We start from the raw sequence: 18,519 nt of genomic DNA on the forward strand, positions 1-18,519 counted from the left end.
GCGCGGTTCTCTTGAGGTATCGGTTCTTGCTGAGGGTCGTTTGAAGCCTTCGAACCTTGTTGCGGTGGGTGCGCAGGTTTCGGGTCGGATCACCGAGCTGGCGGTGGTTCTGGGCCAGCGGGTGGAGCAGGGCGACCTGATCGCGCGGATCGACTCGGTCCAGCAGGCCAACGAATTGCGCACCGCACAGGCGGCGCTGGCCAATCTCAAGGCGCAGATGGCCGAGCGCCGCGCCGTGCTGGCCCTGGCCGAAAAGACCCTGGAACGCCAGCAGAACCTGATCCGCTCGAACGCCGCCTCGCGCAGCACCATGGACAGCGCCCAGCAGGATGTCGACGTCGCCCGCGCCCAGATCGCCGCGCTGCAGGCCCAGATCGCCCAGGCCGAGGTCGCCATCGAGATCGCCCGCACCGACCTCGACTATACCCGCATCACCGCCCCCATGGCCGGCACCGTGCTGGCCATCGTCAGCCAGGCCGGGCAGACGGTGAACGCGGTGCAGTCCTCGCCCACCATCGTCGTGCTGGGCCAGCTCGACCGCATGGACGTGCATGCCGAGATCTCCGAGGCCGATATCGGCAAGGTCCGGCCCGGCCAGAAGGTGCGCTTCAGCCTGCTCGACGACAGCGGCCGCAGCTACGAGGGCGTGCTGGACAGCATCGCGCCGGCGCCGCAGAGCATCGTCAACGACAGCGCCATCCAGGGCGGCACCGGCACCGACAGCAGCAGCGGCGCGATCTACTACACCGGCATCGTCCCGGTCGAGAACCCCGACGGCCGGCTGCGCAGCTACATGACCGCCCAGGTCAGCATCGTGCTGGGCGCGGCGCAGGACGTGCTGACCATCCCGTCCAGCGCGCTCGGCCGGCGCAATCCCGACGGCAGCCACCAGGTCCGGGTGCTGGGCGGCGCCGGCATCGAGACCCGCGACGTGGTGATCGGGCTCAACGACAAGGTGGCGGCCGAGGTGGTCTCGGGCCTGGCCGAGGGCGAGCGCGTGGTGACCGGCGAGCAGGGCGCCGCCCCGGCCGCCGCCGCCCCCCGCGGCAGCCGCCGCATGATGGGGCCGCTGGGTGGCTGAGACGGGCGCCCCTCTGATCCGGCTGCGCGGCGTCGGCCGCGAATACCCCTCGGGCGAGGGGGTGCTGCGCGTGCTCACGGACATCGACCTCGACATCGGCCAGGGCGAGTTCGTCGCCGTCATGGGCGCCTCGGGCTCGGGCAAGTCGACGCTGATGAACATCCTGGGCTGCCTCGACCGGCCCAGCTCGGGCAGCTACCGGATGGACGGGCGCGAGGTGGCGCGGCTGGGCGCGGGCGAGCTGGCGGCGCTGCGCCGCGAGACCTTCGGCTTCATCTTCCAGCGCTACCACCTGCTCTCCGAGATGACGGCGCTGGGGAATGTCGAGGTGCCGGCGATCTATCGCGGCCTGCCCGCCGATGCCCGCCGCGCCCGCGCCCGCGACCTGCTGGAGCGGCTGGGGCTGGGCGACCGGACGGGGCACCGGCCCGGCCAGCTTTCGGGCGGCCAGCAGCAGCGGGTCTCGATCGCCCGGGCGCTGGTCAACGACGCCCGCGTGATCCTGGCCGACGAGCCCACCGGCGCGCTCGACAGCCGCAGCGGCGACGAGGTGCTGGGCATCCTGGAGCGGCTGAACGCCGAGGGCCGCACCGTGGTCATCGTCACCCACGACCCCAGGGTCGCGGCGCGGGCGCATCGCGTGGTCGAGATCGCCGACGGCCGCATCGTCGCGGACCGCCGGACCGGGGCGCCGGCCGCCGATCCCGGGCCCGGCCCCGCACAGGCCCCGCAACCCGCCCCGCAACCGGCCCCCGTTCAGGCCCCCGTTCAGGCCCGCGTTCAGGCCCGCGCCGCCGTGCCGGTGCTGGGCCGGCTGGCCGAGGCGCTGCGCATGGCGCTGCTTTCCATGCGCGCCCACAAGCTGCGCAGCTTCCTGACCATGCTGGGCATCATCATCGGCATCGCCTCGGTGGTCTCGGTGGTGGCCTTGGGCGAGGGCTCGCGCCGGCAGGTGCTGCAGAACATCGCCGGGCTGGGCACCAACACCCTGCAGATCTTTCCGGGCCGCGATTTCGGCGACATGCGCTCGGGGCGGGTGACGACGCTGGTCACCGCCGACGCCGCGGCGCTGGCCCGCCAGCCCCATGTCGCCTCGGTCAGCCCGACGGTCGGCACCAGCGCCACCCTGCGCCACGGCGCCACCGAGGCCAGCGCCCAGATCAGCGGCGTCGGCGAGCAGTATTTCGACGTGGCCGGCGTCGCGCTGACCCAGGGCCGCGGCTTCGACGAGGCCGACGTGGCGGCGATGGGCCAGAACGTCGTCATCGACGAGAACACCCGGACCAGCCTCTTCGGCGACGGCCCGGCGCTGGGGCAGGTCTTCATGGCCGGCAAGGTGCCCCTGCGGGTGATCGGCGTGGCCGAGGCGCAGAACCGCGGCCCCGGCGGCTCGACCAGCCTGACCGTCTATGCCCCCTATACCACGGTGCAGGCGCGCTACCTGGGCTCGACCAGCGTCAGCGGGCTGACCCTGCGGGTGGCCGACGACGTGGACATGGCGCTGGCCGAGCAGATGGTCGCCGACATCCTGACCCGGCGCCACGGCACCAGGGACTTCTTCATCGTCAACAACGACCAGATCCGCCAGACCATCACCTCGACCACGCAGACCCTGGCGCTGCTGATCGCGGCCATTGCGGTGATCTCGCTGGTGGTCGGCGGCATCGGGGTGATGAACATCATGCTGGTCTCGGTCACCGAGCGCATCGGCGAGATCGGCCTGCGCATGGCGGTCGGCGCCCGGCGCGGCGACATCCGCGCGCAATTCCTGATCGAGGCGGTGCTGGTCTGCGTCATCGGCGGCATCGCCGGCATCCTGGCCGCGCTCGGCTTCGGCCTGGCCTTCGAGCGCATGAGCAGCGACTTCACCCTGGTCTATTCCCCCCTCTCCATGCTCGCCGCCCTCGCCAGCGCCTGCGCCATCGGCCTCGCATTCGGATACCTCCCGGCCGTCAACGCCGCAAAACTCGACCCCGTCAAAGCACTCCAAAAAGGGTGAATGGGGGGGGAATTCGGGTTCCAAGAAAATGCAAAAGAGGAAATAGCGTGAAAATCATTCCCCTGCTTGCCCTGATGGCCACGCTGGCCGCCTGTTCGGAGAAGGATGAACCGACCGGGCATATCTTCCGCTATCCCGACGGCACGGAGCCCGCAGCCGTCGAGCCTGCGGCACGCAGCGGCCGCGGGTTGGTGGTCGATTATCACAACCATGCGCTGCCCAAACCCGAGGCAGGCCGGCGCTGGGAGTTGCAGCCCGGCGCCTTCCTGCTGGTGGATGCCTCGGGGCGTGTCCTCTCGACCGTGCCGGCGCTTTACTCGGGCCGCTGAACGAAAAAGGCGGCGGCCGGAGCACCCGGTCGCCGCCTTCCCTTTGCCGCATGAGCCGATCAGCGAAGAATGTCCGAAGCCAGCCCCAGCACCTGAACGATCTTCATCGTCCTGGCATCGACCAGGACCACCCGGTCCTCCATGACACGATAGGCCCGCCCGGTTGCCGGTCTTGCCAGCTTGCGCGCCTCGGCGGTCTTCAGCGCACGGCCGCCATTCATGATCTCGCCGACCTTGGGGCCCTTGCGGGTCTGCGCCCTGGCATCGGACGGGGTATGTCTTTTCGTCGGTTGGGCCTTCTGCACGGGCTCGACCTTCTTCGACGGCTGGGCCTTTTTCGCCGGCTCGGCCTTGACCGCACAGCGCTGGTCGGCCTGTCCGCAATGCGCGGCGGGCTCGGCCAAGGCAGGAGTCGTGGCCAGGTTCAGCAGCGTCATGGCCACCAGGATCATCATCCTTTTCATGGGCTTCCCCTTCAGCGTTGCGCGTGGATCGGGCCGAGGATGGAAACGATCCGCTTGCTCTTCTGGTCCACCAGCACGAGTTGGTCGCGGATCACGCGATATTCCTGCCCGCGCGGTGCAGGGGCATAGCGGCTGTTGCCGGCGCGCTGGAAGGCACGGCCGTCGCGGCCGCTGTCGCCCACGCGCAGGGCTTGGCGCCCATCCGCCGGAGGCTTGCCTTTCGCTTCCCGCCCCTCTCCCGGGCGGTGATCCGGCGCCTGGCGCGGCTTGTGCCCGTCGCGCCGGGCTTCTGCCGAAGGCGGCGGCCGGTGCTCGCCCTTGGACCGTTCCCCTTTCTTGCGAGCGTCCTTGGACGGGGGCGCGGGGCATTTGCGGTCGTTCTGCCGGCATTCCGGCGGCGGGCCGTCCGGGCGGGTCTCGGCCATGGCCATCTGGCTGCTGCCCAAGGTCGTTGCCGCGATCGCGGTGATCATGAAAAAGCGACGCATTGCATCTGTCCTTGCTGTTCTGCGGTCTGGAAGAAGGGCGCGTCGGGCGCCTTTGCCCGACGCGGGCCGGCTCAGCGCGCCGGCGCGGGTTGATGCCGGGGACCAGGCTGCTGCCGTTCCGGGCCTTCATGGCGCGGGCCGTGCGGGCCGGGACCAAAACCCGGATCGACCTGCTGCAACCTCTCCAGCTGGGCTGGCTCCAGCGTCCCGCGCAGCGCGGTCGTTGCAGCCAGCAGCGCGCGGGCCTTTTCGGCGCGGGCCAGCGCATGCTGCGCCATGCGCTCGGCAGCCAGTGGCCGGGCCTGATCGGCGGGTCGCTCATCGCCCTCGGCGCGGGCATCGGCAGCCGGCGGCTCGATGAAGGCGATCAACGCCTGGCTGTAATCGCGCCATGCATCCTGCTGCTCTCCGGTGATGCCAAGATACGTCTCGGTTGCGGCAAGATGCGCGGAAAGGCCAAGAGCCGGCGACATGCCCCCCGGACCGGGCCGCCCGATATCGAGGCGGAAGGCGTCGGGGCGACCATGAGGGGCTGCGGCAGGACCAAGCATCGGACGGGCAGGTTCCTCCGCCCTGGCGGGGGGTGCCTCGCCCGCATTCTGCGCCATCGCGGCGAGGGGAGTGCCGGCTGCGCCCAGCAGGGCGGCCACCGCCAGGGCTTTCATCGGGATATTCTTCATCGGACAGACCTTTCATCGGTTGCGATGCCGATGAAGCTACAGTTGCCGCTTGTCCGGCTTAGGTCTTGCCGGTGACGAATTCTTTCCATGCGGCCGAGATTTGCAAACGAGTGTTTCCGAAGGCCGATTCAGCAATGTTTCGTCACAAATTTGCCTGAGCGACGCGTGCCGAAATCCGCTAGAACGGACGCATATCAAGGTGGTGACGATGAACCATATCCTGATCGTCGACGACGATCCCGAAATCCGCAACCTGCTGCGCCGCTATCTCGAGGGGCAGGGTTTCCGCGTCTCGACCGCCGCCGACCGCCGCGAATGCGAGGCGCGCGTGACGGACGGTGCCCCGGACCTGATCGTTCTGGACGTGATGCTGCCCGACGGCTCCGGCCTCGACATCTGCCGCAGCCTGCACGAACACCGGCCGGAACTGCGCATCATCCTGCTGACCGCGCTGAAAGAGGACGTGGACCGCATCATCGGGCTGGAACTCGGTGCCGACGACTACCTGGGCAAGCCCTTCAACCCGCGCGAACTGGTCGCCCGCATCAAGGCCGTGCTGCGCCGCACCGGCGGGCAGGACGAGCCCGCCGCCGCTGAGGCCCGGACCTACGGCTTTGCCGGTTTCGATGTCGATCCCGGCCAGCGCCGCGTGCGGGCCGCAGACGGCAGCGAGATCGAGCTTACCGGCGCCGAGTTCGACCTGTTGCGCGTCTTTCTGGAACGTCCGGGCCGGCTCTTGTCGCGCGACCAGCTTCTGGACCTGACCCAGGGCCGCGACCGCGATCCGCTGGACCGCTCGATCGACGTGCTGATGAGCCGGCTGCGCCGCAAGCTGGCCGAGAAGGAGCCGACGCCGATCTTCCGCACGGTGCGCAACGGGGGCTATCAACTGGCCGTGCCGGTCAGCATGGGGGCGATGCGGGGATGAGCTCGCTCCAGACCCGCATCGCCGCCCTGCTGATCGCGGCCATCGTCAGCGTCGTGGTGCTGGCGACCTATACCGCGACCAGCGTGATGCGCCCGCCCTTGCCGCAGGCCACGATGGAGCCGGTGGCGCGGCAGATCCATGCGACCCTGGCATTGCTGGGCCACGGCCAACCCCAGGACCGACCGGGCGCCTTGCAGCCCGCACCCGCGGGGGGCGAGCCGGACGAGCGGATGTCGCGCTTTCTCGGCGGCGCCCTGCGCCATACCGGCCAGCCGCTCGAGGCGCGGGTCAGCAAGCTGCCGGGCCAGGAATCCTTCACCGCCTCGATCCGGGTCGGCGACGGCCGCTGGTTCATCACCGAGATACCGGACCTGTCGCCACCCCCCGGCCGCTGGAAGGTGCTGGTGATCTGGCTGGCACTGATCGTGCTGGGCAGCGCCGCCATTTCGATCCATGCCGCGCGCCGGCTGACCCGGCCGCTGCAACTGCTCGAGGATGCGGTGGATCGCGTCGGCCCCGACGGCGTCCTGGAGCAGATCCCCGAAACCGGCACGGGCGAGGTGCGGACGGCGGCACGGGCGCTGAACCGGCTCTCGGCGCAGTTGAGGCAGGCGATGGAAAGCCGGATGCGGCTGGTGGCGGCGGCGGGGCACGACCTGCGCACGCCGATGACCCGCATGCGGCTGCGCGCCGAGTTCATCGAGGACGATGCCGAGCGGGCGAAATGGCTCTCGGATCTCGAAGAGCTGGACATGATCGCCGACAGCGCCATCCGGCTGGTGCGCGAAGAGGTCGGGCTGGACGGGGGCGAACCGATCCGGCTGGACCGTCTGCTGCGCCAGATCGCCCTGGAACTGCACGCGCTGGACCAGAAGGTCGAGCTGGGCGCGCTGCCGCCGCTGACCGTCCATGCCGGCCCCATCGCGCTGAAGCGCGCGCTGCGCAACCTGATCGCCAATGCCGCGACCCATGGCGGCGGGGCGCGCGTGGCGCTGGCGCGCGAGGGCGACGATGCGGTGATCAGGATCGAGGACGACGGCCCCGGCGTGCCGCCCGAACTGCTGGCGCAGATCTTCGAGCCCTTCTTCCGCGTCGATCAGGCCCGGCGCAAATCCTTTCCCGGCGCCGGGCTCGGCCTTGCCATCGCGCGCGAGATCGTCGAGCGCCATCTGGGCCGGATCACCATCCGCAACCGCGAGCCGCGCGGGCTTTTGCAGATCTGCACCCTGCCCTGCGCACAATCCGGCCGGTCCTGACCCTCGGCAGATCGGGCGCCTTGCGCATCTGAGGCTCTAAAATGAGAGCGGCAAAGCGAAAAGTGGGTTCCGCGTTCGGGGGTCATGGTCTCGAAAAGGACCATGGCCCCCGGCACGGATCGAAAACGGGCCTCACCAGAACCCGCGATCGAAGGGCCGAGACAGGTCTAGACGATGTCCGTCACCAGCGGCGCCAGGCCGTCGATCCGCACGGCCACCCGTGCACCGCGGGACAGCGCGCCGACGCCCGCCGGAGTGCCCGTAAAGATCAGGTCGCCCGCCGCCAGGCCGACATAGCCCGACAGGATCGCCACGATCTCGGGGATCGACCAGATCATCTGCCCCAGGTCGCCGTCCTGCCGGACGACACCGTCCACCGTCGACATGATCCGGCCGCGATCCATCGGTCCCGCTTGCGCCGCGGGCGTGATCGCCCCGCAGGCCGCCGAATGGTCAAAGCCCTTGGCCATGTCCCAGGGCCGGCCCAGTTTCTTCGCCTCGGCCTGAAGATCGCGGCGGGTGAAATCGTTGCCGGCCGCATAGCCCCAGACATGCCGTGCCGCCTCGGTCATGGGAATGTCGCGGCCTGCCTTGCCGATCGCCACCACCAACTCGCCTTCGTAATGCAGGTCTGCGGTCCTGGGCGGATAGGGCAAGGGCGCATCGTCCGTCAGCAGCGCGTCCGCAGGCTTCGAAAAGAAGAACGGCGGTTCGCGATCCGGGTCGTGGCCCATTTCGCGGGCATGATCGGCATAGTTGCGCCCGACGCAAAAGATCCGGCGCACCGGAAAGCGGTCGTCGCTGCCGGCGACGGGAACCGAGGGGATGGCGGGCAAGGGAAGAACATGGGTCATGGGCGTCGCTCCTGTCAGAAATCTCAACGGATGCAAAGGGTGCGCGGCAGGTCGGAAAGGATCTCGATGCCGGATCGGGTCACGATCACGGTCTCGGAAGCGCCGACCGTGAAGGCGCCATAGGCCCGCAGCGTGGCCGGAAGGTGAAAGACCATGCCCGGCTCGAGTTCGCGGGACACGCCCGAAAACAGCGACAGGATCGCCCCTTCGCCCCAGTCCGGCGCGAATGCCGCCCCCATCGAATAGCCGATGCGCTTGCGAAAGGCCGCCGCATATCCCGCATCGTCGATGACGGCCTGCGCCGCATCATGGGGCAGGCTGCAAGGCACGCCGGGCCGCATCGACGCCAGCGCCGCATCCAGCGCCCGCAGGGCCACATCCATCATGCGCCGCGCCTCGGCCGGCGGCGACCCGATCCACACACTGCGCATCAGGGCGGCGTGATAGCGGTCGTGGCTGGCGGCAAGCTCAAGGAAAACCGGATCGCCCTCCAGAAGCACACGCCGGCGCCAGGTCGCGTGCGGCACGCCCGAGCGTGGCCCCGACGAGATCAAGGGCTCCATCGCCATCGCCTCGGACCCGGCCGAGATCGCCGCCGAAAACATGGCGGCGGCCAGGTCGTTCTCGCTGACGCCGGCGGCGCAGCGCTCGATGGCCGCGCCCAGACCGGCCTGGGCATAGCCCGCCGCAAGCCGGATCGCCGCAAGCTCGGCCGGGGACTTGACGGCACGCAGCCCCTCGACCACCGACGCGCCGTCGCACAGATCCACGCCTTCCAGCGCGGCCGATATGCGGGCGCCCAGCGACTGGCTGACGAACCAGCCGTCGCGCTCGACCGCCAGGCGGCGGATCCCCAGATCCGCGACCAGTTCGGCCAACGCCCGGGCCGGATCCTCGCCGTCCTGCCAGGCGCGGATGTCGCGCAGCCAGGTCGAGGCCCGGGCGCCGGTCGTCTCCAACTGACGCACCAGCAGGACAGGCTCCCCCTCCAGCGGGACGATCAGCGCCTGAAAGGCGAAATACCCCGCCGTCTGGCGACCGCAGGCCCAGAAGATGTTCTCGGGCCCGGTCAGCATGACGGCGTCCGCGCCCAGCGGCTGGATGGCAAGCCGCAGGCGCGCGAGGCGGCCGGTGAATTCCGCCTGGGGGAAAACGGCATCGCCGCCTTGCAGGGGGTCGGCCGGCGGCGCGGCGATAAGGTCGTCGATCATCTTCATCTTTTCAGCCTTTGGAGAACCAGCCAAGGAAGCGGTTGCGGACGTTTTCGAAATGCAGCGACATGGCGTCGCGCGCAGCCGAGGCGTCCCCGCGCGAAATCGCCTCCAGCACCGCGATATGCTCGCGCGCCTGCTCGTCGAAACGGTCATGCACGCGGGTGATGGTGCAGCGCCGGGCGACGGCGCGCTGCTCGGCCAGGATGGCGGGCAGCAGTTCCAGTCCGGCAGCACGGGCCACGGCCGCGTGGAAGCGCTCGTCGACCTGCCAGAACTCGTCGAAGCCGACCGAACGGCCCTCGGCATAGGGCAGCATCTCGTCCCAGACCTGCCGCAGCTCGTCGGTGATGCCGCGCTCGGCGGCGCGCGCGGCGGCGGCGCGTTCCAGCACCTGGCGCAATTGCACGATTTCCAGCAATTGCTCGACCGTCACCGAGCGCACGATCAGCGCGCCATTCGCAAGCCTGCCGATGACGTTCTCGTTCTCGAGCCGCGACAGGGCCGAGCGCAGAGGCGTCCGCGAGATGCCCAGCCGCAACGCCAGTTCCCGTTCGGAAAGCATCGAATCCGGGGCGATGCGCCCTTCCAGGATATCCTGCTTGATGCGGCGATAGGCGGTTTGCGACAGGGTCTCGGCCGTCATGTCCGGTCCTCCGCAAGGGCAAGGAACACGGCCTCGACCGCCCGGGCGAGGTCGGCCTCGTCCATCGCCTCTTCGGGGCAGTGGCTGCCGTTCCAGTTGCGGATGAAGACCATCACGCTGTCCCAGCCCGCCGCCGCAAAGGCGGCCGCGTCATGCCCGCCGCCTGAAAGCATGCGGCGCGGCCGGTCGCCCAGCCGTTCGGCACCACGCGCCACCAGATCGGCCATGGCCTGCGACAGTGCCGCCGGCTGGCTGCGGCTTTGCCGGCCCAGCTCGAAGCGGATGCCGGGCTGGGCGGCCTCGATCCGGGCGATCTCGGCGCGCAGCAGCCGGTCGGCAAGATCCAGCGCCGCCACGTCCTCGGAGCGCATGTCGAGGCAGAACTCCAGCTCTCCCGCCACCTTGGCCATGGCATGGGCGGGGGTTGCCGCATCGACGCGGCCGAAAGTCACCGTCAGGTCGCGGCCCTGCGCCAGCAATTCGTCCCACACCCGCTGCATGGCCACGACCAGTTCGGCGAATGCCGCCACGGCATCCGCCCTGCCATGGCGCGGCGCCCCGCCGGAATGGGCCCAGGCGCCATGCACCCGCGCCGCGCGATAGCGCAGCCCGCCGCGGATCGCGGTCACGATGCCATAGGGCTCGGCGGCGGCATCCAGCACCGGGCCCTGCTCGATATGGAACTCCAGAAAGCGCGCCGGGGCCGGCGGTTCATGGGCCAGGACCGCATCCGCATCGAAACCCTGATCGCGCATGTGATCGGCAAGGCTGCGGCCGGTATCGACCCGCCGGGCCTGCAGATCCTCGGGGGAAAGCCGGGCCAGCGCCGCGCGCGAGCCGATATAGGAAACCGGAAACCAGACGCTTTCCTCGGCCCGGGTCACGGTCAGGACGATGTCCATCGCCGGGGTCGCGCCATGCGCCCGCAGCGCCGCGATCAACGCCAGCCCGCCCGCGACGCCGGCCTGCCCGTCATAGGCGCCGCCCTGGCTGACCGTGTCGAGATGCGAGCCGACGTAAAGCGGCACCGCCACCGGATCGCCGCCCCTGAGCCGGGCGAACAGGTTGCCGGCCGGATCGCGGCGGACCTCCAGCCCCAGCGCCCGCGCCTCGTCCTCGACGACGGCATGGGCGGCGGATTCCTCGTCGCTGTAGGAGGGGCGGGTATGGCCCGGCCCGCCCTGCGTGATCGCGTTCACGCGCGACAGGACGCGGGCGATCGTGTCGCCGATGACGGTGTTCTGGCGGCGCGCGGCAAGGATGGTCATGCGGTCTGGCTCCAGACTTCGGGATTGATCGCGGTTTCGGGCAGCCTGCCGGAAAGCGCGGAAATGACATGGCGGGCGGCGGCCTCGGCCACGCGCTTCAGCGCGTCCTCGGTCGTGCCGCCCAGATGCGGGGTAAAGACGACATTGGGGAAGGCCGCCAGCGGCCCCTGCGGCGCATCACCGGACCAGACGTCGAGCCCGGCCCCCGCCAGCCGCCCCGAGGCCAGCGCCTCGCAAAGCGCCGGCTCGTCGACCAGCCCCGCACGGGCGAGGTTCAGCAGGATCGCCCCCGGCTTCATGGCCCGGAACTGCGCGAGGCCCATCATGCCCCGCGTCTCGGCCCGCAGCGGCGTGTGCAGCGAGACCAGATCGGCCTGCGCCAGCCCCTCGGCAAGATCGGCGGCGCGGCGATAGGGCGCCGTATCCGAGGCGCGCGGCGAATGGACCAGCACCGTCATACCCAGCGCCCGGTCCAGCATGCGGCCGAAGCTGCGCCCGATGGCACCCCAGCCGACGATCAGCGCGGTCTTGCCCGACAGCTCGGCGAAGCGGGCGGATTCGCGAAATCCGGCGACGCCCGCCCGCTGCGCGCGATCCGCCGCCGGGATGCGCCGCGCCACGGCCAGCGCCAGGCCCAGCGCCAGCTCGGCCACCGATTGCGCGTTGGCGCCCGGCGTATTGGCGATCACGACCCCGCGCGCCGTGGCGGCGCCCTTGTCCACCGGATCATGGCCGGTGCCGTGGACGACCACCACGCGCAGCTCGCCGGCCGCGGCAAAGGCCGGGGCGGACAGGCCGGCGTCGCGGGTGATGACGGCCTGGCAGCCGGCGATGTGGTGCGCCACCGTCGCCATGTCCGGCGCGGGACAGGGCACCGGCTCGATGCCGTTCTCGCGCAGCAGGGCCAGGCCCGATTCGTGGATGGGTTGGACGATCAGGCATTTCATGGCGCGGTCTCTGCCGAAATCCGGTCCAGGCGGTCCAGGACGGCATCCCGTGCGTTTTCCAGATGCCGCACCATCCCGGTGGCCACGGCATCGGCATTGCCCGAGCGCACCGCGTTCAGGATATCCAGATGCTCGTCGCAGCCCTGCAGGAAACGGTCGGGCACCTGGGTATGGTCGAAGACGCAGGTGCGCCGCCTCAGCGAGGCGACGACGGCGCTGATCGTCCGGTTGCCCAGCGGTTGCAGCATCATGTCGTGGAAGTCGTTGTCGGTCTGGAAATGACTACCATCCAGCTCCGGGCCTGCCGCCATCAGGCGCCGGATACGCTCCTCCATCGCATCCACCTGTGCCGGCGGCAGGCGCACCGCCGCCCGCGCGGCAAAGGGCTCAAGCTGCAAACGCAGGAAAAAGATCTCCTCGAACTCGCTGCGCCGCATGTGCCGGACACGCGTGAAACGGCCCGAGGTCTCGGCCAGCCCTTCGCTTTCGATACGCTTGATCGCCTCGCGCACGGGGGTGCGCGACATGCCCAGCCGCTCGCCCAGCGGTGCCTCTTGCAGGGCATCACCCGACTTGAGCGCACCCTCGAAGATCATGCCGATGATCCGGCGATGCGCTTCCTGCGACAGGTTCGACGATATGCTCATGCCTTGCGCCCCTTTCTCATGACCGCTTCCGCCCAGACGACTTCCTCGGGGAAGACGATACCGCCCACAAGATCGCAGGAAAGCAGATAGTCCGAGCGCAGGATGCCCTCGGGCTTGGCGACCAGTGCGGCAAGGGCATCCCGCAGCGCGCGCGCGCGGGCGATGCCGATCCGCTCACCCTCGTCGCGAGAGACCGCGGCGAAGCGGATGCGGCTTCCGACCGGAAGCTGCGCCAGGCGCGGCAGGTCGGCCGAGATCACCGTGGCGATCTTGGGATAGCCGCCGGTGGTCTGGCTTTCCACCAGCAAAACCAGCGGCTGGCCCGATCCCGGCACCTGGATCGAGCCGGGCACGGTCCCGTCCGAGACGATGTCATGCCCGCGCGCGGCAGGCAGGCAGGCATCGCCCAGCACCATGGCCATGCGGTCACGTTGCGGCGTGACCAGGAACTCCTCGCCCGTCAGCCTGGCCAATGTCCCGGCATCGAAATAATCCTGCTGCGGTCCCAGCACGACGCGGATCGGCCCCTGTCCGCGCGGCAGGCTGGCCCCTTGCAGCGGCGAAGCCGGGCGCAGGCAGGGGACATCCGGCTGGTCCGCGCCCAGCGGCAGGATATCGCCCCCGCGCAGGCAGCGCCCATCGACCCCGCCCAACCCGCTGCGCAGATGCGTGGCCCGCGACCCCAGGACCGGCGCCGTCGCGATGCCGCCGGAAAAGGCCAGATAGGCCCAGACCACCTCTCGGGCCAGCCCGATCCGCAGCAACTCGCCCGGCTTCAGGCGGTGGCTTTCGCCGGCCTGCACGATGCGGTCGTCAATGCGGATGTCGCAATCCCCGCCCGCGACGGCAAAGCGCACCGGGCGCGAGGTGGTGAAGCTGCCGGCCGGACCGGCGAATTCCAGCGCCGCCATGCCCGACGCATTGCCGCAAAGCGCGTTGGCCAGTGCCATGGCGGCGGCATCGACCGGACCGGCATCCGAGACGCCCATATGCCGCAGCCCGATCCTGCCCGCGTCCTGGACGGTCAGCATCGGCCCGGCGGAAACGATCTCGACGCTCATGCCATGGCCTCGGGTTGGAGAATCGCCTCTCCTGCCGCGACGCGGCCGGCCAGGACCTGGGCCTCGGCAGCATCGATGGGACGAAACCGGATGCGGTCGCCAGCCCGGAACAGGAAGGGCTCGGTCCGCGACGGATCGAATGATCGCAGCGGCGTCCAGCCGATGAAGCGCCAGCCCGAAGGCCCCGCAACCGAGTTGATATTGCCCTGCTGCCCGCCGATGCCGATCGCGCCCGCCGGGATGTTCTGGCGCGGCCTGGGCAGGCGCGGCGTGTGCAGGATCTCGGGCAGGCCGCCCAGATAGGCGAAGCCCGGCGCGAAGCCGATCATGTAGATGCGGTATTCCGCCGCCGAGTGCAGCGCGACGATCTCGTCGGGCGGCATCCCCTTCATCCGGGCCAGTTCGTCAAGATCCTGGCCGACCTCTCCGCCATAGAGGCAGGGCACGACCCATAGCCGCGACGGCGCCTCGCTTGCGCAATCATCCGGCGCCAGTCCGGCCAGGATGGTTTCGAGGCGGGCGCCGCTGACGATTTCGGGATCGTAGCGCAGCAGGAGCGAGCGATAGGTCGGCACGATATCGACAAGGCCCGGCACCGCCATGCCCTCCAGACGCGCGGCGGTGGCGATCACCCGCGCATTGGCCTTAGCATCGATGGTTTCGCCGAATTGCAGCGAAAGCGCGGTATCGCCGCAGGGTAGGATCTTGGGTTGCATCATTTCTTCTTGTTCTGGTGACGTGCGCCGCGGCCCCGTGCGGGCCGCGGGCATCCCTGCCCTATCGTCCCGCCATCATGCCGGGCAGCAGGTCGATGATCCCCGGAAAGACCGCGATCAGCAGCACGAATGCCGACATGATGTAGAAGAACGGCATCGTGGCGCGGGTGATGCGCCCCATGCTGTCGCCCGTCAGACGCTGGATCACCGTCAGGTTGAAGCCCACCGGCGGGGTGATCTGCGCCATCTCGACCACGATCACCAGGAAGATCCCGAACCAGACCTTGTCGTAGCCGGCCGCCAGGACCAGAGGCAGGGTGATCGGCAGGGTCATGACGATGATGCCCAGCCCCTCCATCACCGTGCCGAGGATGACGTAGAAGATCAGCAGCACGACGATCAGCATGAAGGGCGACATGCCCCAGCCCTGGATTTCCGAGGCGATATAGCGCGGCACGCCCAGATAGCCGATGGCGGTGGACAGGAACATGGCGCCGATCATGATCAGCCCGATCATCGCGCAACTTTCGGCGGCATGCCGGGCGGCGATCAGCACGCCCTTCAGGTCCAGCGTCCGCTGCAGGAAGCCGATCAGCATCGAGGCGGCGACGCCCACGGCGGCCGCCTCGGTCGGCGTGGCAATGCCGCCATACATCGAGCCGATGACACCCAGGATCAGGAGCAGCAGCGGACCCAGGTCCTTCAGCGCCACGATCTTGTCCCAAAGCGAACTGGGCGGCGGCGGGGCACCCACCAGCGACGGGTTCATCATCGAGCGGATCGCCAGATAGCCCATATAGGCCGCAGCCAGCATGAAGCCGGGCAGGATGCCCGCGATGAACAGCTTCAGGATCGATTCCTCGGCCATCACGCCATAGATGATCATGATGGTCGAGGGCGGGATCAGAAAGCCCAGCGTGCCCGCCCCGGCAAGGCTGCCGGTGACCAGATCGCGGTTGTAGCCGCGGTCGATCAGCTCCTTTGCGGTGATGCGCCCGACCGTGGCCGTGGTCGCCGCCGACGAGCCGCAGACCGAGGCGAACAGCGTGCAGCCCAGCACCGTCAGATGGCTCAACCGGCCCGGCACCCGGCGCAGCCAGGGCGACAGCCCGCTGAACAGCGCCTCGGAGATGCGGGTGCGAAACAGGATCTCGGCCATCAGGATGAACAGCGGCAGCGCCAGCAACTCGGGCGAGACCACGGTGTTCCAGCTTTGCTGCGACAGCAGTTTCAGCGCCGGAAGGTTGGGCTTGAATATCTCGACCAGGCCGATGCCGGTGCCGATCAGGCCGATGCCGATCCACATGCCCGACCCCAGCAGGACGGCCATCAGGAAAAGCAGGGTAAAGACGATCGTTGCCATGCGAGGCTTCCCCTATTCCAGACCGGGACCGGAGGTCAGCGCCTCGCCGCGCAGCAGGCGCAGGACCTGCGCCAGGCATTGCAGCGTCAACAGCACCGCACCTGCCGCCAGCACCGCCTGCGGATAGACCAGCGGCACACGGAAGGTCGTCGCGGCGGTCGAGCCGCGCTGGCCCGAGAGAACGGCCATGTCGATCAGCGCCCAGCTGAGCGCGCCGCATATCGCCAGCCCCACGAGCGTCGAGGCGATCTCCAGAACCCGCCCGACGATGGGGGACGAGATTTCGATCAGGGCGGTCACGCGCACATGGCTGCCCGCCTTCATGGCCGAGCCGCAGCCCAGCAGGAAGCAGGCGCCCATCAGATACCCCGCCAGATCCCACGAGAAATGCAGCGAGCTGGCCAGGAAGTTGCGGGTGAATATCTCGGCCAGGATCAGCCCGAGGATGCCCAGCAGGCTGAGCGCCGCGGCATAGCCGCCGATGCCGGTCAAGAAGTCGATGGTTGAGATGATGCACCCGAAGGGCCGGGTTTCAGGGAAAGTCGTTTCGAGCATGGCTCCGTCCTTTGTCCTTGTCGCGGTTGCGGACAGGCGGCGCCCCGTCACGGAATCGGGGCGCGGTGGGCCGGTCTGCGGCGGGCCGGTCTATTGGCGGGCGGTCAGGTAGGCGTCGATATAGGCGGCCGCATCCGGCACCCGCGCCTTGAAATCGTCCCAAAGCGGCTTCGCCCTTTCCAGAAGCGCGGCGCGCAGTTCGGGCGAGGGCTCGGTGATCTCGATGCCGTGCTCTTGCAGGACGGCCAGCTTCTTGGCGTCCTCGGCCTGGCTGTTGAGCCAGAACTGGCCCTCCATCCTGGCGGCGGTCGCCTCGATGGAAGCGCGGGTCTCGGGCTCCAGCGCGTTCCAGGCATCCAGGTTCACCATCACGGCATTCGACGACGCCTGCCAGTTGAAGGTGTTCATGTGCTTGGTGAACTCCCAGAAGGCGCCGTCCACGCCCGATGAGGACGAGGTCGTCACGCCCTTGATCGTGCCTGCCGCCAGCGAGGGCACCACCTCGCCCCAGGGCATCTGCACCGGCGTGGCGCCGAGCGCCTCGAAATAGGACGAACCGTTGGCATCCACGACGCGGACCGTCAGGCCCTTCATGTCGTCCAGACCATTGATCGGATTGGGTGCGAACACCGCCTGCCCCGGCCACGGCACCAGGTAGAGCAGCTTCTGGTTCATGCCCTCGGCCACCTCCTCGAGCTTGGGCCGATAGAATTTGTGCAGAAGCGCCAGGTCCGGCATGGTCGGCGCCAGATAGGGCAGCGTCTCGATGCCCAGGATCGGCGCCTCGCCCACCTGCTGGTTCAGCAGGATGTCGGCGATCGGCACCAGCCCGTCGCGAACCGCCGCCATGCCCTCGGGGCCCTTGATGCCCAGCGCACCGCCGGAATGGACGGTGATGACCACCTCGCCATCCGTCACGTCCTTGACCGCTTCGGCAAAGGCGATGGCGTTCTGGGTGTGGAAATTGCCCTCGGGCCAGACCACGGACATGTCCCAGGCGGTCTCGGCCACAGCCGCCGACACGCCCAGCCCGACGGCGCAAGCGGCCGCGAAAGCGAAGATTCTTCCCTGTTTCATGATTTTTTCCTTTTTCGTCGGATTGCGAGGAGGATGCTTGAATTTTCAGTATACCACCTGTATGCCAATCTGGCGCAGCGAAATCCGGTCTGTCAACAACTGCTTCGGACTCGCCGCGAAAAAATCGCCAAAATCCGCAATGCACGTTTTTTGCGCAGCAACAGGAGCAGGAATGGCCCGCACAATCGATCTGAACTGCGACATGGGGGAAAGCTTCGGCGCCTATACGATCGGCGACGACGCAGCGATGCTGCAGCTGGTGACCACGGCGAACGTCGCCTGCGGCTTTCACGCCGGCGATCCGGTGGTGATGCGCCGCACGATCCGCATGGCACGGGAAAACGGCGTCTCGGTCGGCGCGCATCCGTCCTTTGCCGACCTTTACGGATTCGGGCGCCGGCGCATCTCGGGCGAACGTCCCGAGGATCTCGAAACCCAGCTGATCTACCAGATCGTCGCCATGCAGGGCATGTGCGCGCTGGAGGGGCACCCGATGACCCATGTCAAGACGCATGGCGCGCTTGGCAACATGGCGGCGGTCGATCCCGACCTGGCCGCGCTGTGCGTTCGGGCGATTCGCGCCGTGGATCCCGGCCTTACATTCGTCACCCTGCCCTATTCCGAAACTCATGCGGCCGCCGAAAAGGCCGGGCTGCGCGTGGCCTGCGAAATCTATGCCGACCGTTCCTATACCGACACCGGCGAACTGACGCCGCGCAGCCAGCCCGGTGCCGTCATCCACGACCCGCGGCAAAGCCTGGACCAGGTGCTCGAGATGGTGGTGAACGGGCATATCCCGACCACCGGCGGCAAGCGGCTGCCGGTCCTGCCCGAGACGCTTTGCGTTCACGGCGACACGCCGGGCGCCGTCGGGATCGTCCGGGCCCTGCGCGCCGCACTGATCGAAAACGGCATCAAGATCGCGCCTTTCGCCAAGAACTGACCGAGG

20 protein-coding genes are annotated in these 18,519 nt (G+C 69.0%); 6 read left to right on the plus strand and 14 right to left on the minus strand.

Annotated features, from left to right (window positions below; translation table 11 throughout):
- From BLT64_RS22525 to BLT64_RS22535, 3 genes are all read left to right on the plus strand, one after another.
- Positions 1-1,081: efflux RND transporter periplasmic adaptor subunit (locus tag BLT64_RS22525; RefSeq protein WP_074810293.1), on the plus strand; the 1,081-nt coding region annotated here is incomplete at its 5' end.
- Entirely contained in the window at positions 1,074-3,080 is a 2,007-nt protein-coding gene (locus BLT64_RS22530) for a MacB family efflux pump subunit (RefSeq protein ID WP_011749211.1), read from the plus strand. The genes BLT64_RS22525 and BLT64_RS22530, both read left to right, overlap by 8 nt.
- Before the next feature lie 47 nt (positions 3,081-3,127).
- Positions 3,128-3,409 carry an RcnB family protein gene (locus BLT64_RS22535; protein ID WP_011749692.1) on the plus strand — a complete coding sequence of 94 codons (282 nt, stop codon included), beginning with the start codon at positions 3,128-3,130 and terminating at the stop codon, positions 3,407-3,409.
- Between the two features lie 59 nt (positions 3,410-3,468).
- Here the strand turns inward: BLT64_RS22535 and BLT64_RS22540 are convergent, their stop codons facing one another.
- The 3 genes from BLT64_RS22540 to BLT64_RS22550 all read right to left on the minus strand — a co-directional run bounded on the left by BLT64_RS22540 (position 3,469) and on the right by BLT64_RS22550 (position 5,041).
- Positions 3,469-3,873: a hypothetical protein gene (locus tag BLT64_RS22540; RefSeq protein WP_011749691.1), complete on the minus strand. Its 405-nt coding sequence runs from the start codon at positions 3,871-3,873 to the stop codon at positions 3,469-3,471.
- A gap of 11 nt (positions 3,874-3,884) precedes the next feature.
- Positions 3,885-4,361, minus strand: coding sequence for a hypothetical protein (locus BLT64_RS22545; protein WP_011749690.1), 477 nt, complete (start codon positions 4,359-4,361; stop codon positions 3,885-3,887).
- Positions 4,362-4,432: 71 nt separating this feature from the next.
- On the minus strand, positions 4,433-5,041 hold the full coding sequence (locus BLT64_RS22550; protein ID WP_011749689.1) for a Spy/CpxP family protein refolding chaperone: 609 nt from the start codon (positions 5,039-5,041) through the stop codon (positions 4,433-4,435).
- A gap of 208 nt (positions 5,042-5,249) precedes the next feature.
- Between BLT64_RS22550 and BLT64_RS22555 the strand changes: the two genes are divergently transcribed.
- Both BLT64_RS22555 and BLT64_RS22560 read left to right on the plus strand, forming a co-directional pair.
- Positions 5,250-5,969 carry a response regulator gene (locus BLT64_RS22555; RefSeq protein WP_011749688.1) on the plus strand — a complete coding sequence of 240 codons (720 nt, stop codon included), beginning with the start codon at positions 5,250-5,252 and terminating at the stop codon, positions 5,967-5,969.
- Complete coding sequence (locus BLT64_RS22560; protein WP_011749687.1) at positions 5,966-7,225, plus strand: ATP-binding protein; 1,260 nt, start codon at positions 5,966-5,968, stop codon at positions 7,223-7,225. The genes BLT64_RS22555 and BLT64_RS22560 overlap by 4 nt, the downstream gene beginning before the upstream one ends.
- 167 nt (positions 7,226-7,392) lie before the next feature.
- Here the strand turns inward: BLT64_RS22560 and BLT64_RS22565 are convergent, their stop codons facing one another.
- The 11 genes from BLT64_RS22565 to BLT64_RS22615 form a co-directional block, all read right to left on the minus strand.
- Entirely contained in the window at positions 7,393-8,079 is a 687-nt protein-coding gene (locus tag BLT64_RS22565; RefSeq protein WP_011749686.1) for a fumarylacetoacetate hydrolase family protein, read from the minus strand.
- A 23-nt stretch (positions 8,080-8,102) separates the two neighbouring features.
- On the minus strand, positions 8,103-9,296 hold the full coding sequence (locus BLT64_RS22570; protein ID WP_011749685.1) for a M24 family metallopeptidase: 1,194 nt from the start codon (positions 9,294-9,296) through the stop codon (positions 8,103-8,105).
- A gap of 4 nt (positions 9,297-9,300) precedes the next feature.
- Positions 9,301-9,936, minus strand: a complete 636-nt coding sequence (locus BLT64_RS22575; protein ID WP_011749684.1) for a GntR family transcriptional regulator — start codon at positions 9,934-9,936, stop codon at positions 9,301-9,303.
- The gene (locus BLT64_RS22580) at positions 9,933-11,204 is read right to left on the minus strand and encodes a hydantoinase/carbamoylase family amidase (RefSeq protein WP_011749683.1); all 1,272 of its coding nucleotides are present in this window, start codon (positions 11,202-11,204) and stop codon (positions 9,933-9,935) included. The genes BLT64_RS22575 and BLT64_RS22580 overlap by 4 nt, the downstream gene beginning before the upstream one ends.
- On the minus strand, positions 11,201-12,151 hold the full coding sequence (locus tag BLT64_RS22585) for an NAD(P)-dependent oxidoreductase (RefSeq protein ID WP_011749682.1): 951 nt from the start codon (positions 12,149-12,151) through the stop codon (positions 11,201-11,203). Before BLT64_RS22585 ends, BLT64_RS22580 begins: the two co-directional genes overlap by 4 nt.
- Positions 12,148-12,798: a GntR family transcriptional regulator gene (locus BLT64_RS22590; protein ID WP_011749681.1), complete on the minus strand. Its 651-nt coding sequence runs from the start codon at positions 12,796-12,798 to the stop codon at positions 12,148-12,150. Before BLT64_RS22590 ends, BLT64_RS22585 begins: the two co-directional genes overlap by 4 nt.
- On the minus strand, positions 12,795-13,859 hold the full coding sequence (locus tag BLT64_RS22595; RefSeq protein WP_011749680.1) for a 5-oxoprolinase subunit C family protein: 1,065 nt from the start codon (positions 13,857-13,859) through the stop codon (positions 12,795-12,797). The genes BLT64_RS22590 and BLT64_RS22595 overlap by 4 nt, the downstream gene beginning before the upstream one ends.
- The gene (gene pxpB, locus BLT64_RS22600) at positions 13,856-14,575 is read right to left on the minus strand and encodes a 5-oxoprolinase subunit PxpB (protein ID WP_041530559.1); all 720 of its coding nucleotides are present in this window, start codon (positions 14,573-14,575) and stop codon (positions 13,856-13,858) included. The genes BLT64_RS22595 and pxpB overlap by 4 nt, the downstream gene beginning before the upstream one ends.
- 61 nt (positions 14,576-14,636) lie before the next feature.
- On the minus strand, positions 14,637-15,938 hold the full coding sequence (locus tag BLT64_RS22605) for a TRAP transporter large permease (RefSeq protein ID WP_011749678.1): 1,302 nt from the start codon (positions 15,936-15,938) through the stop codon (positions 14,637-14,639).
- A 12-nt stretch (positions 15,939-15,950) separates the two neighbouring features.
- Positions 15,951-16,493 carry a TRAP transporter small permease subunit gene (locus BLT64_RS22610; RefSeq protein WP_011749677.1) on the minus strand — a complete coding sequence of 181 codons (543 nt, stop codon included), beginning with the start codon at positions 16,491-16,493 and terminating at the stop codon, positions 15,951-15,953.
- Between the two features lie 90 nt (positions 16,494-16,583).
- On the minus strand, positions 16,584-17,570 hold the full coding sequence (locus BLT64_RS22615; protein ID WP_011749676.1) for a TRAP transporter substrate-binding protein: 987 nt from the start codon (positions 17,568-17,570) through the stop codon (positions 16,584-16,586).
- Between the two features lie 172 nt (positions 17,571-17,742).
- On the opposite strand from BLT64_RS22615, the gene BLT64_RS22620 reads away from it, so the two are divergent.
- Positions 17,743-18,513, plus strand: coding sequence for a LamB/YcsF family protein (locus BLT64_RS22620; RefSeq protein ID WP_011749675.1), 771 nt, complete (start codon positions 17,743-17,745; stop codon positions 18,511-18,513).
- The last annotated feature ends 6 nt before the right edge of the window (positions 18,514-18,519 follow it).

The organism is Paracoccus denitrificans (assembly GCF_900100045.1).
Classification (GTDB): Bacteria; Pseudomonadota; Alphaproteobacteria; order Rhodobacterales; family Rhodobacteraceae; genus Paracoccus; species Paracoccus denitrificans.

Coding starts and splice junctions, on each gene's coding strand:
- BLT64_RS22620 (WP_011749675.1), top strand. CDS start 17,743: ATGGCCCGCACAATCGATCTGAACTGCGACATGGGGGAAAGCTTCGGC.
- BLT64_RS22585 (WP_011749682.1), bottom strand. CDS start 12,151: ATGAAATGCCTGATCGTCCAACCCATCCACGAATCGGGCCTGGCCCTG.
- BLT64_RS22580 (WP_011749683.1), bottom strand. CDS start 11,204: ATGACCATCCTTGCCGCGCGCCGCCAGAACACCGTCATCGGCGACACG.
- BLT64_RS22540 (WP_011749691.1), bottom strand. CDS start 3,873: ATGAAAAGGATGATGATCCTGGTGGCCATGACGCTGCTGAACCTGGCC.
- BLT64_RS22570 (WP_011749685.1), bottom strand. CDS start 9,296: ATGAAGATGATCGACGACCTTATCGCCGCGCCGCCGGCCGACCCCCTG.
- pxpB (WP_041530559.1), bottom strand. CDS start 14,575: ATGCAACCCAAGATCCTACCCTGCGGCGATACCGCGCTTTCGCTGCAA.
- BLT64_RS22545 (WP_011749690.1), bottom strand. CDS start 4,361: ATGCGTCGCTTTTTCATGATCACCGCGATCGCGGCAACGACCTTGGGC.
- BLT64_RS22615 (WP_011749676.1), bottom strand. CDS start 17,570: ATGAAACAGGGAAGAATCTTCGCTTTCGCGGCCGCTTGCGCCGTCGGG.
- BLT64_RS22575 (WP_011749684.1), bottom strand. CDS start 9,936: ATGACGGCCGAGACCCTGTCGCAAACCGCCTATCGCCGCATCAAGCAG.
- BLT64_RS22595 (WP_011749680.1), bottom strand. CDS start 13,859: ATGAGCGTCGAGATCGTTTCCGCCGGGCCGATGCTGACCGTCCAGGAC.
- BLT64_RS22550 (WP_011749689.1), bottom strand. CDS start 5,041: ATGAAGAATATCCCGATGAAAGCCCTGGCGGTGGCCGCCCTGCTGGGC.
- BLT64_RS22560 (WP_011749687.1), top strand. CDS start 5,966: ATGAGCTCGCTCCAGACCCGCATCGCCGCCCTGCTGATCGCGGCCATC.
- BLT64_RS22610 (WP_011749677.1), bottom strand. CDS start 16,493: ATGCTCGAAACGACTTTCCCTGAAACCCGGCCCTTCGGGTGCATCATC.
- BLT64_RS22590 (WP_011749681.1), bottom strand. CDS start 12,798: ATGAGCATATCGTCGAACCTGTCGCAGGAAGCGCATCGCCGGATCATC.
- BLT64_RS22565 (WP_011749686.1), bottom strand. CDS start 8,079: ATGACCCATGTTCTTCCCTTGCCCGCCATCCCCTCGGTTCCCGTCGCC.
- BLT64_RS22555 (WP_011749688.1), top strand. CDS start 5,250: ATGAACCATATCCTGATCGTCGACGACGATCCCGAAATCCGCAACCTG.
- BLT64_RS22605 (WP_011749678.1), bottom strand. CDS start 15,938: ATGGCAACGATCGTCTTTACCCTGCTTTTCCTGATGGCCGTCCTGCTG.